13 protein-coding genes and 1 pseudogene are annotated in these 12,525 nt (G+C 66.2%); 8 read left to right on the forward strand and 6 right to left on the reverse strand.

Features of this window, described 5'->3' with window-relative positions; translation table 11 throughout:
• Positions 1 to 9 precede the first annotated feature (9 nt).
• Entirely contained in the window at positions 10 to 1,089 is a 1,080-nt protein-coding gene (locus A5645_RS24360; RefSeq protein WP_065038112.1) for a dihydrodipicolinate synthase, read from the forward strand.
• On the opposite strand, the gene A5645_RS24365 is transcribed toward A5645_RS24360, so the two are convergent.
• The gene (locus tag A5645_RS24365; protein WP_065131350.1) at positions 1,060 to 2,205 is read right to left on the reverse strand and encodes an ABC transporter substrate-binding protein; all 1,146 of its coding nucleotides are present in this window, start codon (positions 2,203 to 2,205) and stop codon (positions 1,060 to 1,062) included. The two genes, A5645_RS24360 and A5645_RS24365, sit on opposite strands and share 30 nt — an antisense overlap.
• Before the next feature lie 40 nt (positions 2,206 to 2,245).
• On the opposite strand from A5645_RS24365, the gene A5645_RS24370 reads away from it, so the two are divergent.
• The 3 genes from A5645_RS24370 (at position 2,246) to A5645_RS24380 (ending at position 4,989) form a co-directional block, all read left to right on the forward strand.
• Positions 2,246 to 2,878, forward strand: coding sequence for a TetR/AcrR family transcriptional regulator (locus tag A5645_RS24370; RefSeq protein WP_065131351.1), 633 nt, complete (start codon positions 2,246 to 2,248; stop codon positions 2,876 to 2,878).
• Between the two features lie 130 nt (positions 2,879 to 3,008).
• Positions 3,009 to 3,800: an SDR family oxidoreductase gene (locus tag A5645_RS24375; protein WP_065131352.1), complete on the forward strand. Its 792-nt coding sequence runs from the start codon at positions 3,009 to 3,011 to the stop codon at positions 3,798 to 3,800.
• A 25-nt stretch (positions 3,801 to 3,825) separates the two neighbouring features.
• Positions 3,826 to 4,989, forward strand: a complete 1,164-nt coding sequence (locus tag A5645_RS24380; RefSeq protein ID WP_065038108.1) for an NDMA-dependent alcohol dehydrogenase — start codon at positions 3,826 to 3,828, stop codon at positions 4,987 to 4,989.
• Here the strand turns inward: A5645_RS24380 and A5645_RS24385 are convergent, their stop codons facing one another.
• Both A5645_RS24385 and A5645_RS24390 read right to left on the reverse strand, forming a co-directional pair.
• Positions 4,990 to 5,823, reverse strand: a complete 834-nt coding sequence (locus A5645_RS24385) for an LLM class F420-dependent oxidoreductase (RefSeq protein WP_065131353.1) — start codon at positions 5,821 to 5,823, stop codon at positions 4,990 to 4,992. It lies immediately after the preceding gene.
• Between the two features lie 16 nt (positions 5,824 to 5,839).
• Positions 5,840 to 6,064, reverse strand: coding sequence for a hypothetical protein (locus A5645_RS24390; RefSeq protein ID WP_065038106.1), 225 nt, complete (start codon positions 6,062 to 6,064; stop codon positions 5,840 to 5,842).
• A gap of 64 nt (positions 6,065 to 6,128) precedes the next feature.
• Between A5645_RS24390 and A5645_RS24395 the strand changes: the two genes are divergently transcribed.
• The 4 genes from A5645_RS24395 (at position 6,129) to A5645_RS24410 (ending at position 9,235) form a co-directional block, all read left to right on the forward strand.
• Complete coding sequence (locus tag A5645_RS24395) at positions 6,129 to 6,986, forward strand: phytanoyl-CoA dioxygenase family protein (RefSeq protein WP_065131354.1); 858 nt, start codon at positions 6,129 to 6,131, stop codon at positions 6,984 to 6,986.
• 1 nt (position 6,987) lies between these two features.
• Positions 6,988 to 7,872: a VOC family protein gene (locus A5645_RS24400; RefSeq protein WP_253867127.1), complete on the forward strand. Its 885-nt coding sequence runs from the start codon at positions 6,988 to 6,990 to the stop codon at positions 7,870 to 7,872.
• A 30-nt stretch (positions 7,873 to 7,902) separates the two neighbouring features.
• On the forward strand, positions 7,903 to 8,433 hold the full coding sequence (locus A5645_RS24405) for an SRPBCC family protein (RefSeq protein WP_065131355.1): 531 nt from the start codon (positions 7,903 to 7,905) through the stop codon (positions 8,431 to 8,433).
• Between the two features lie 100 nt (positions 8,434 to 8,533).
• Entirely contained in the window at positions 8,534 to 9,235 is a 702-nt protein-coding gene (locus A5645_RS24410) for a M15 family metallopeptidase (protein ID WP_081288542.1), read from the forward strand.
• A 5-nt stretch (positions 9,236 to 9,240) separates the two neighbouring features.
• Here the strand turns inward: A5645_RS24410 and A5645_RS24415 are convergent, their stop codons facing one another.
• The 3 genes and pseudogenes from A5645_RS24415 to A5645_RS29485 form a co-directional block, all read right to left on the reverse strand.
• Positions 9,241 to 10,752 (reverse strand): serine hydrolase domain-containing protein, encoded by a 1,512-nt coding sequence (locus A5645_RS24415; RefSeq protein WP_081288543.1) that lies wholly within the window; start codon positions 10,750 to 10,752, stop codon positions 9,241 to 9,243.
• Positions 10,752 to 11,651, reverse strand: a complete 900-nt coding sequence (locus tag A5645_RS29480; protein ID WP_436405524.1) for an N-acetylmuramic acid 6-phosphate etherase — start codon at positions 11,649 to 11,651, stop codon at positions 10,752 to 10,754. Before A5645_RS29480 ends, A5645_RS24415 begins: the two co-directional genes overlap by 1 nt.
• A gap of 144 nt (positions 11,652 to 11,795) precedes the next feature.
• Positions 11,796 to 12,467 (reverse strand): annotated as a pseudogene (locus A5645_RS29485) (BadF/BadG/BcrA/BcrD ATPase family protein); the annotation flags it as partial.
• Positions 12,468 to 12,525 lie beyond the last annotated feature (58 nt).

The following is a 12,525-nucleotide window of genomic DNA, read 5'->3' on the forward strand; positions in this document are numbered from 1 at the left end:
ATTCAAGTCGTGCAATGGGCGACCGGCGCGGTCGGCCGTGCCGCGCTGCAGGAGCTTATTGAGAATCCGGATTTCCAACTGGTCGGCGTGCTGGTGTACGACCCCGCCAAGGCGGGCATGGACGCCGGGGCATTGTGCGGTTTACCGCCCACGACCGGGGTGCGCGCGACGACCGATAAAGACCAGATCACCGCATTGGGCGCGGACGTCGTCGTCCATGCGGCAAGCAAGGCTCATGCTGTCGAGACCAACGCCGAGGACATCTGCCGACTGCTCGCGGGCGGCACCAACGTCATCACCACCACGTCCTACAACCACCTGCCCACCTACGGCGCCGATACCAAGGCGGCGTTCGTGCAGGCGTGCCAGCAGGGCGGGTCGCGATTCCACGCCGCCGGCGAGAATCCCGGCTTCATGTTCGAGCGACTCGTCGCGACCGTGACCGGATTGAGCAAGAGTATTGACCGCATCGATCTCTACGAGGCCACCGACGTCTCGGCCGTCCCCAGCCGGCCGATGCTCGTCGACTTGATGGGCATGGGACGCCCACCCGAAGACGTCAACATCGACTCACCGATCATCAAGAAGCTCGACTTGGCCTACCGTCAGGCACTCAACGCCACCGCTGACGTCCTTGGCATCACCCTCTCGCATATCGACATAGCGGTGGACGCCACCACACTGCCGCACGACATCGAGGTCACCGCCGGCCGGATAGCGGCGGGAACTGTTGTGGGACAGAGGTTTTCCTGGGTAGGCCACTGGTCGGGCCGGCCGCTGCTGGCCATCCACGAGGAATGGGTGCTGACCCGCGACCTCCCTCAGTGGGGTCTGACCCCACTGCGGCCCGGGGAGAAAGCACCGCTGATTCGCGCGGTAATCAAGGGTGTGCCGGGCTTCGAACTGCAACTGGACGTCGGCTGGGATGGGCAGTTGCCCACCGGCCAGCACGCCATGCCGGGTCATTTGATGATCGCGATGGGGGCGGTCCGCGCCATCCCCTATGTGCTGAGTGAACCGCCCGGCATCGTGACAGCGCCGGTGTTCGGCGCCATCCAATTAGCGGGCAGTCACACCGACAGCGCGTGAAATGTTCTCGCTCGGCGCCGCATGGAACACGTGGGCAGAGCCGTCCGGCAGTACCCGACGAGCGATCAGGTAATCCGAGCCCAGCCAACCCTGCCGAATGTATCGGCCGAACCTCAGAAAGGTGCCTGGCGCTCCGCTCGCCGACGGAATGAGCTTGACCTGTTCGATGCCGAGCTTGACCCCTTCGCCGGTCAGCGGGCGCGCCAGTGCCAGCCCGCGAGCGATGACGGTCGCGGCATCGTGGGACAGACCCGGCATCGAGTGGCCCGGTCGGCGTCCGTATCGCGCCTCGAATCGATCCAGAAACGCCTGTCCGACCGGGTTTCGCTCGTCATAGCTGTCCAGGCCGACCCAGCCCGAGAGGTGACCCATCCATTCGGCGTTGATGTGGGCCATCTCGAAAGCGGTTGTGGTGTACCGGGGCGGATCCCAGCCGGCTTCCCGCAGCGCGTCGGTGAAGCCCCACAACCCATGGCCGAACCCCACATGCACGAGGGCATCCGGATCGGCGACGCGTAACGCGGCCACCGCTGCGGCCTTGTCGGCTTCCACCTGCGGGATGGCAACCGTGGTGACAACATTCAATCCTGCTGTTGCGTAGGCTTTCTCGGCGAAGGCAAGATATTCCTTGCCGATCAGCGAAGCTTCGTAGGCGATTGCGATCCGGGATCGGCCGTCACCGATCATCACCGCGGCGAGCATCACCGGCTCCTCGGCCATCGAGCCGTTGTTCAGCGCGAAGCACCACTCCCCCAGCGCGCCTTCGGATCCCGACAGCGTGATGATCGGGACCTTGGCCGTCGCATCGACATGCGGACGCAGCGGCGCCACATTGTCGGAGACCCACGGACCGAAGATGGCCAGGCACCCCTCGTCCACCAGTTCATCGAAAGCGCGCTCCACCGCCTGGTAAGAGCCGTTCGGCAGTCCGACGACATTGCGTTGGATCAGCTCGACCGGCCGATCGATCAACCCTGAGGCATAAGCCTCCTCCATAACCAACTGCACTGCGGCAACGGTGTTGTTGTCGGTGTCGCCACTGGTCGGATAGTCGTTCAGCAATCCCACCTTCAGGGGCGCAACCGAGCCGTATGCGCGAACTCCGTCGTCAGCCATACCGGCAACCTACAGTACGAATGTTGCTAGTATCGTCGGCATGGCGCAGCGCGGCGGATCCAACGAAGATCTCCGCGCCCGCGGCGACCGAACCCGGCGCGACCTGATAGACGCGGGCCGCGAATTGTTCGTACAGCGCGGCTACTTCAACACCAGCATCGGCGATCTGGTCAACAAGTCGGGAGTGGGCACCCGTGGCGCCTTCTACCATCACTTCAAAGACAAAGCGGAGTTGTTCCGCGCCGTGTTCGAAGCGGTCGAGAACGACCTCACGTTGCGCTCCATCGCAGCTCCGCCCCAGGGCGCGGACCCGTGGCAGCGGCTCTCCCGCGGGCTGCACGGCTTCCTCGATGCGGCATTGGAACCGGAAGTCCAGCGCGTGATGCTGGTCGATGGTCCGGCCGTGCTCGGTTGGCGCGAACTCCGTGCCATTCAGGAGAACAACAGCATCGCGCTCATCAACGAGAAGGTCCGTGAGGCGATAGCCGACGGGATCATCGACGACCAACCGGTCGGAGAACTCACGCACATGATCGTCGCCGCTCTCGAGGAGGCGTCGAAATTGGTGGCACACGCCGCCAATCCCGCCCAGGCGCGCCGCAGAGCTGCCAAGATCCTCGACCGCCTGCTGTTGAGCTTCGCGGTCGAGCCGCGAAAAGTACTGCGCCGGTGATCTCGATGCTGAAGCCGCAACATTCCCATCGCCCAGACGGAAATGCTAATTTTCATAAATCACCTACAGATCCTCCGGCACCAGCTCCGTCTCGACTTCCGAATTAGGAGGCCCATGTCCACGAGAACCAATGCCTGACGCGCAACGGCCGCTGCGGGTCGCGGTCGTCGGTGCCTCAGCCGGTCTGGGCCGCTGCATCGGCACCGGGCTGGCCAGGCGGGGTGCACAGGTCGCGCTGCTGGCCCGCCGTTACGAACGATTGGTCGACGCCGCAGAAGAGGCCGGCAACGGCGCGGTCGCCGTCGCCTGTGACGTCACTGTTGCCCAGACCTGCCAACAGGCCATCGCTGAAGCGGCCGGCGCGCTGGGCGGATTGGACGCCCTGGTGTACACGACCGGGATGGGTGTGCTGGCGCCGCTCGCGGAGGTCACGGCCGACCAATGGGCAACGCTGTTCGCCACCAATGTCATTGGCGCTTCGCTGATAACGGCCGCTGCGGCACCACACCTGGCCGCAGCGAGCGGCTCGGCCGTCTATCTGTCGTCCTTGAGCGCCTCGTACACGACGCCGTGGCCGATGCTGGGGTCCTACGCGGTTACCAAGAGTGCGCTGGACAAGCTCGTTGAGGCGTGGCGCATCGAGCATCCGGAGATCGGCTTCACCCGGCTCGCCGTGGGAGACAGTCTCGGCGGAACCGGTGACTCGCAAACCGAGTTCAACAAAAACTGGGATCCGGATGTCTTGGAAAAGGCCATCAGATTCTGGATGGAGAACAAATACATGCTGGGCGGGCTGATCGACGCCGAACATCTGACCGACGTGGTCCATAACGTGATCCGTTGCGGGAGTAGTGGTTTCATTCCCTACCTCACGTTCGCTCCACGTGCCTCCAGTGCGGTGAAGGAACTGCGGAAATGGTGAGTCAGATCTTGCGAAGGAGCCGGCGATGAAGTCCAGGGCGGCGGTGTTGCGAGGAGTCGGTGTCGACTGGGAGGTAACCGAGGTCGAGCTCGACCCTCCGCACGCCGGCGAGGTCCTGGTGAAAATGGCCTACGCGGGGATCTGCCACTCCGACGAGCACTTCCACAGCGGCGACAGTGTGCCGACGCCGGACATGGAGGAGATGATGCGGACTGCCGGCCTTGCGGTGCCGGAGTGGTTCCCGATGCTGGGCGGTCACGAAGGTTCCGGCGTCGTCGAGGCGGTCGGACCCGAGGTGAAGACCTTGAAACCCGGTGATCACGTTGCCGTCTCGTTCTTTCCCGCCTGCGGCAACTGCCGGTGGTGCACGACGGGGCACACCTATTTGTGCGACGTCGGTGCCGACATCTACGACAAGGCGATGACCACCGACCACACCCGGCGGCGTCACCTCGACGGCGAAGACCTGATGGCGATGATGCAGGTCGGTACCTTCTCCGAATACGTGGTGGCCTCCGAACGTTCGCTCGTTCGGGTGCACGACTGGATTCCACTGGAGGCCGCTTCCCTGGTGTCCTGCGGTGTGACGACGGGGTTCGGCTCGGGTTCGGTTGCAGCCGGCACCGAGGCCGGTGACACCGTCGTGGTGATCGGCGTCGGAGGCATCGGCATGAACGCTGTCCAGGGCGCGAAAATCGCTGGCGCCAAACACATCGTCGCGGTCGATCCCAACGAGTTCAAACGTCAGATGGCACCCACCTTCGGAGCCACTCACACCGCTGTCGACACCGGCGCCGCCCTGGAACTGGTCAAGGAGATCACCTGGGGTGTCATGGCAGACCGGGTCGTCCTCACCCCGGGTGTCGTGCCGGTGGACATGGTGATGGTCGCGATGATGATGCTGCGCAAAGGGGGCACTTGCGTGTTGACCGGCATGCCCAAGATCACCGACCTGATGGTGCCCATGGTCTTGAGCGACATGGTCAGCTCGTGCAAAACCTTCAAGGGCGCACTCTACGGCGAGATGAATCCACGCGAGGCCATGCCGAAACTGCTTTCGATGTATGAAGCCGGCCTGATCAAACTTGACGAACTCGTTACGCAGAAATACAAACTCGACGACATCAACGAGGCAATGGTCGATCTTCGCGAGGGCAACAACATCCGCGGTGTCATCGCCTTCGATTGATCACCGGCCCTGGTAAGCCTCGACCTGGGCGGCCAACTCGTCGAGTAGTCGCAGCGACTCGTCGCGCGGCTCGGTGGGCAATCGCAGCGCCAATTGGCCGAATCCCAACTCGCTGGCCGTATCCCAATAGTGGGGTTTCGCCGGTGTGCCGAACATCGCCAACGGGACATCGCGTCCGCTGGCCTGACGCAGTTGGTCGACTCGGTGGCGCAGCCGCTCTCCCGGAAGGGGATTGGATATCCACCCGGCGTCGTGGCGGATCACCCGTTTCACCGTGGCATCGGAGTCACCGCCGATGAAGATGGGTGGATGTGGCCGTTGTACCGGCTTGGGGCGGCTGTAGGAGGCGTCGAAGTCGACGAACTTGCCGTGATACTCGGCCGGTTCGGTGGTCCACAGCGCCTTGATCGCCTCGATGCGCTCGTCGAGCAGCTTGCCGCGCGTCTTCGGGTCGGTGCCATGGTGACGCAACTCTTCGATGTTCCAGCCGGCGCCGACGCCGAAGACGAAACGTCCGTTGGAGATCAGGTCGATGCTGGCGGCTTCCTTCGCGGTGATGATCGGATCGCGTTGAATCAGTAGCGCGATCCCGGTGAACAACTCGATGGACGAGGTGACCGCTGCCGCCGCGGCCAGCGTGACGAACGGATCGAGGGTCCGGTAGTAGATTGCCAGTAGCTCGCCACCGGCCGGGTACGGGGTTTCCCGACTCGCCGGGATGTGCGTGTGTTCGGCGATGACAAGTGAGGCAAAGCCTCGTTCCTCGATCGCGCGGGCCAGCGATACCGTGTCGATGCTGTCGTCGTTGACGAATGTGGCGATCCCGAACTTCATCTCGATCCTTTCGTGGCTATCCGACGGCCGGCGGGGTTCCCCACGTTTCGACGACCTCACCGATGTGACGAAGCATCACGTAGCGGTAGTCCTGCTCGGTCGCCTTCGCCGTCGACTGCGCATACGCGGCGCGCGCACCACCTTCGTCACCTTCGTAAACGGTAGTGGGCACCGGAGGGATGCCTGGATTGGTGGGGTCTTCCGACTCGCCGATCTGGACGCTCCACGAATTGTCAGCCATGGATCCAGGCTACGGGCTTAGTGTGGTCGCTAAGACGAACCCGCGCTTCACGTAGGACTGACCAATGACCATCGACGACGAGTCCGTCACCACGCTGGAGGACCTTCGGGGTGACCTGGCGCAGCGCTACCGGTGGACACCCACCAGCGGCAATTCGGTCGACAGCGCCGTGGTCGACGCCGACATGGCGGCGCTCGACCGCGACGGATACGTCATCTGGGAAAACCTGCTCAGCGACGAGCAATGCCGGCGGATCCGTGACGAGGTACGGCCGTGGCTGGGGCATACCGGACGGAACTCGTTCGAGGGCCGGCGCACCCAGCGCATCTACAGCGTGCTGAGCAGAACAAGGGTGTGCGACCGGCTGGTCGACAATCCCCGCGTGCTGGCGGTGCTGGATCGCTTGCTGATGCCCAACTATCTGCTCTCGGCATTGCAGGCGATCAACATTCAGCCCGGCGAGTCCGCCCAGCTGCCGCACCACGACGACGGGTTCTACCCCGTTCCGCGGCCGCGGGCACCCCTGGCGGCGGCCACGATCTGGGCCATCGACGACTTCGCCGCCGACAACGGCGCGACGGTCCTCTATCCCGGCAGCCACCGCTGGGGCAAGCGCCGACCCGGTCCGGACGATGAGGCGATGCCTGTCGTGATGCCAGCCGGATCGTGCGTCTTCTTCGTGGGCACCCTGTGGCATGGCGGCGGCGCCAACACTTCGGCGAGTGATCGGCTGGCCGTCACCGCGCAATACTGCGAGCCGTGGTTGCGGCCGATGGAGGCCTTCAGCCTGTCGGTGTCACGTGACACCGCCCGATCGGTCTCCGACGACATTCGCCGCATGCTCGGCTACAGCATTCATCCGCCCTTTGTCGGTGCGGTCGACGGGCTGCATCCGCTGCGGTTGCTCGACACCGACCAGTAGCTTGGCTGAGTTGCTGTTCGATGCGCTCGACCACGTCATTCTCGCCGTACGTGACCTCGACGACGCCACGCGCCGCTACAGCACGCTGCTGTCCCGCCACCCGTCGTGGCGCGGTGCGCATCCGGGCTGGGGCACCGCGAATGCCCTGTTCCGGCTGTCCAACACCTACCTCGAGCTGATCAGCCCGCACGGCGACGGACCGCTCGGACACACGGTCGCGGCCCAACTGGACCGCCGAGGAGAGGGCCCGATCGGGCTTGCCTTCGCCACGTCCGACATCGAAGCCGCGCACGCGCAGCTCGAAGCCAATGGCCTTGCGCCGACACCGGTTTCGCCCGGGTTGGGCCGAGACACTGATACCGGGCGGGAGCGGCGGTGGCGCAGTGTGCTGTTGCCGGAAACGCACACCCGCCGCGTGCTGATCATCGCGATCCAACACGAGGACCCGGAGGCTCTCCCCGATGCCGAACCCATCGGATCCGCGGATGCGATTGTCACCGGCATCGACCACGCGGTGGTGCAGACCGCCGATGCGGATGCCGCGATCGCCCTGTACCGCGACGGACTCGGCCTGCGTCTCGCTCTCGACCGCAGCTTCCCGGACTGGGGCATGCGACTGGTGTTCCTGCGGGTTGGCCGGGTGACCGTGGAACTTGCCCAACCCCTGCGCAACACCGGCGGTGCGACCGACACCGATCTGCTTTGGGGGCTGTCATGGCGGGTGCCCGACGCCGAGGCCGCCCGGACCCGGCTCGCCGCCGCCGCCGGACTCGACGTCTCCGAGGTGCGCCCGGGCCGCAAGCCCGGCACGCGCGTACTCAGTGTCAAGGACGGGACCTGCGGCGTACCCACCCTGCTGATCGAGCCCGCGCCTCAGCAGCGATGACTTCTGTCCGCGCGGACGGTCAGTACAGCTATGACTCAAGAACGAATGTTCGCCACGACCTTTATCAACGCCCCGGCCGACGTGATCTTCGGTGTGCTCGCGGACCCCGGCACGCACGCGGCGATCGACGGCACCGGTTGGGTGCGCGAACCCCTCGATGCGGCACTCCTGACGGCGCCCGGGCAGATCTTCCGGATGGCGATGTACCACGATGACCACCCGGACAAGCACTACGAGATGGTCAACAGGATTGTCGTATTCGATCCGCCCAGCGCCATCGCCTGGGAGCCGGGACAAGACGCGGCCACGCCCGGCACAGTGCTGAAGTCGGCAAGCGGCGAGCGGCTCGTGTTCGGGGGCTGGATCTGGCGCTACGACCTGCGGCCGGTGGACCCGTCGACGACTGAGGTCGTGTTGAGCTACGACTGGTCGGCCGTGCCCCCGGAACACCGCGACATCGAGTTCCCGCCCTTCGAGCACGAGCATCTGGATAACTCGCTGCGCAACCTGGCCCGGCTGGCCGTACGGGTCGCGTCGGGTAGCGCCGTGCCCGCCTCGTAGCGACACCGTCGTTGCCGCAGGTCAGGGCGCACGGGTTCGCCGAGCCGAGCCACCCGCCGGCTTGCCGGTACGTTTGACGCTTGTGAGGCTGCGGGGTGCCATGATGACGGTCGGCCTGGCGGCGGCCGTCACGCTGGTGCAGTGCTCCCCCGCGACGCCACCTCACGCGGTGACGTCGCCGCCGCCGTCGTCGAGTGCGACCCCGTCGCCGAATCCGTCCCCATCGAGTTCCGTTGCAGCTCCGGCGCCGGCGGCGGCCGTGCAGCCGGTCACCGCCGCCGAACTCGGCACGACCTGGCAGCCGGGTTGTCCCGTCGAGCCGGATCAGCTGCGGCGCGTGGACATCGATTACGTCGGCTTCGACGGCCAAACTCACCGCGGCCGGTTGGTGGTGAACGAAGCCTTGGTTACCGATGTCATCGCGATCTTCGAGCAATTGCGCCGAATCGGCTATCCCGTCGACAAGATGCAGACGGTCGACCACTACTCGGACGCGGACGACGAGCTGTCCATGGAGGACAACAACACTTCTGCGTTCAACTGCCGACAGATCCCCGGAACCACCGAGTGGTCACCACACGCTTACGGCCGCGCTATCGATATCAACCCCTTCATCAATCCTTGCCTGTATGTCACCGGGTATTTCGAACCGCGCAACGCCGAGGCCTACCTGGACCGCAGCCGCACGGATCCCGGGCTCATCCACAGTGGCGACCCGGCCGAGCGCGTTTTCTCCGATCGGGGCTGGCAGTGGGGTGGGGACTGGAAGACCCCGGATTACCAGCATTTCGAGCGGATGTGAGCCCGCTACAGCCCCAGTGCCCGCGCCGTCACCGTCGCCACCTCGCCCCGCAGATCCGACATGGGTGGACTGCCGCGGGTGTGAATCGAGTTGGCCAGCAGGACGATATAGGTATCCGAGGCCGGGTCGATCCAGATCGAAGTTCCGGTGAAGCCGGTGTGACCGAAACCGCCGACGGGAAAGACCGCACCCCGTACCCCCGAGAGCGGGGTGTCGATGTCCCAGCCGAAGCCGCGCAGATTCTGGCCGGGGACCGCCGGATAGCGCGGCGCGAGTAGCGGATCCCGGGTATTCGGTCTCTTCGCGACGGCTTCCCTGCTCGCGTTGTTCGCCGCCTCAACCTGGGTAGCCGTGTGTCCAGGCTGCTGCGGAGTGGTCATCAGCTCCAACGTCGTTTGCAGCAACGGGAATTGACTCGGACGCCCGGCCAGCCGGTCCAACAGGGCTTGCGCGAAGATGCCGACATCCTGCGCCGTCGAGAACACGCCCGCATGCCCGGCCACGCCGCCCATCCGTCGCGCCGTCGTGTCATGGACGGTGCCCCACAGCAGATGGTCGAGGTCGGGGTTCTTGCCGGGATCGGCCCTGCCCTCTTCGTCACGTGCTGTCGGGGCGATGCGCGGTAACAGGTCGGTGTTCCAGGTGCCGGCGGGACAAGCCGATGGTGCGCCGCCGTTGGATGCCGGCGCCCAGCCGACCGCAGCGCCTCTAACCGTATGCGGCCCGCACGCTTTCGCTACCGGGAGATAACGGGTCTCGGTCATGCCGAGCGGTGCGAAGACGTGCTCGGCAACATAGACGTCTTCGGCTACGCCGGTGAGCTTCTCGACGAGCGCGCCGAGCAGGATGAAATTGATGTCGGAGTAGCGGAACACCTCGCCCGGACCCGACTCCAACGGCGTGGTGAGCGCCCGGTGAATGCCTTCGGCTTTGTCGGGCCGCTCCAGACCCCACGGATCCTTCAGTTCGACGTCCCCCGTCTCACCGGAGGTGTGGGTGAGCAGCATGCGAACGGTGACCTTGGCCCGGCGCGGATCGTTGGCCGGATTGAAGTCGGGCAGATACTGCTGCACCGGATCGTCGAATTGAACCATGCCTCGTTCGTAGAGCTGCATGACGGCAGTCGCCGTGCCGAGAATCTTTGTCAGAGAAGCCAAGTCGAAGATGGTGTCTTCGGTCATCGGGTCTGCCGGCGCGGACGAACCGTCCAGCCCGGGTTCACTGGCAAGCCGGCGTGCGCCGTAGGCGTGGTGGAACGCGATCTCGCCATGATGTCCGACCAACACCACCGCACCCGGCAGCTTGTTCGCCGCGATCGCATCGGTGATCAGTTTGCCGACCGGAGCGAACGCGGGTGGGGTGGGTTCTTCCGGCAGCTTGGAAATCGTTCCGGTGCTGGGACTTGCGGCGGGCGGGGGCTGGGACGTCTGGCTCACCGGCTGTGGTGGTTGATCGCGGTGGCCACAGGCCGCAACCATGGTGAGCAGCACCGTTGCCACGGCAACGCTTTTTCGCATCATCGCGAGCGCTCCACGACGGCTTCGCGAACCCGGCCGTTGGTCTCCTTCAGCCGTACCGCGGCCTGCTCGGCGTCGATGCCGGCCAGCAGCGCGACGATCGCGGTCTTGGCGTGACCGCCCGCGGCGGCAAGCGCGGCGGCCGCGGTCAGCTCGTCGACGCCGGCCACATCGCGGACGATGCGCACCGTGCGGCGGCGCAGCTTGACGTTGGTTGCCCGCACGTCGACCATCCGCGGTCCGTAGGCCTTGCCGAGTGCGACCATCACGCTCGTCGAGATCGCGTTCAGCACAACCTTTTGCGTGGTTCCCGCGGTCAGCCGGGTGGAACCGGCCAGCACCTCTGGACCGGTCAGGAGCTCGATCACCACGTCGGCCGCCGCCTTGCTGCCCGGGTTGTTGACGATCGCGACGGTCAGCGCGCCCGCCGCGCGCGCGTAGTCGAGCGCTCCCAGCACGTACGGTGTGCGTCCCGACGCGGTGATCCCAACGACCGCGTCGGCCTCGGTCAGGTCAGCCAGATCGGCGGGATCGAACACGTCCTCCGCTCCGTCGATCGCCTGAGTCAACGCCGGGGCCCCGCCGGCGATGACGCCGCGCACGATGTCGGTGTTGAACGTCGGCCCGCATTCGGCAGCGTCGAGCACGCCGAGCCGGCCGGGTGTGCCCGCACCGGCATAGATCAGTCGGCCGCCCCGCTCCAGCCGCGCGACGATCGCCTCGGCGGCCGCTGTGATGCTGGGCAATGCGGCCACCACCGCGCCGTGCGCCTGCCCCTCGGCGGCGACGAGTAAGGCGACCACTTCACCGATCGGGCGGGTGTCGAGGTCGTGCAATTCGGGCCGCACGGCCTCGGTGGGGAGTGCGTCGAGGCGGTTGTCAGTGGCCGTCGCCTGCACCCGGATCAAATGCGGCTCGTGGATCGCCCCCAGCCGCAGGGTGCCCTGGAGCGCATCGCCGACGGGCGGCACAACATCGATGTGCGTGCGCAACGCGGGCACGCCGGCAAGCCCGCCGACCACCGCCACCGGTTGATTGCTGACCGCCCGGGCGGTTGCGCCGAGTGCCTCGGCGGCGGCGCTCACGATCACCGATGCAACGGGATCAGCTTGTGCGGCAATCACTTCGGGTGCGAATGAGGCGAGGGTGGCCGCGTCGGCGAACTGACCCGGCCAGGTCTGCGGTGGGCCGAACCGGGCGCAGGCGGCATCCAGTAACGCGGTGGACGGTCCGCAGCCGTCATGGGCTCGCAGCGCCGCGCGCAAACCGGCCGCCCCGATCCACGCGCCGCCGCCGTCGTCGCCCAGCCAGGGTCCCCAGCCGTCGGCGGTGCGCAGCGCGCCGTCCGCGTCGATCGCGAGGGCGACGGCACCGGTGCCCACGATGAGCACGGCGCCCGGTTTCCCGTCCAGTGCGCCGGCGTGCGCGATGACGGCGTCACTGGTCACGGTGACCCGCTGCGCCCGCAGTGAACCGAGCAGCGCCTGCCCCAGCGCGCGCGCCGCGTCCGGCGCGGCCAAAGCCCCGGCGGCCCCTACGATCACGTCCTCCACTGGATCAAAGTCTTTGGTCGAAGCCAAGATTGCTGCTTCAGCGGCGCGGACTCCACCCGGCGTCGCGAGACCTGGCGCACCGGGGCCCTGTGCCCTGCGGCCGCCGGCCGCGACCCGACACGCGCTCTTACCGAGGTCGATGGAGAGGATCACCGCACCCATGGTTTCACGAGCCGTTCGCCGAGACTGAAGTTCTGCAGGCCTCTACTCGCACTTCCGC

It is taken from the genome of Mycobacterium asiaticum, assembly GCF_001673635.1.
Lineage (GTDB): Bacteria > Actinomycetota > Actinomycetes > Mycobacteriales > Mycobacteriaceae > Mycobacterium > Mycobacterium asiaticum_C.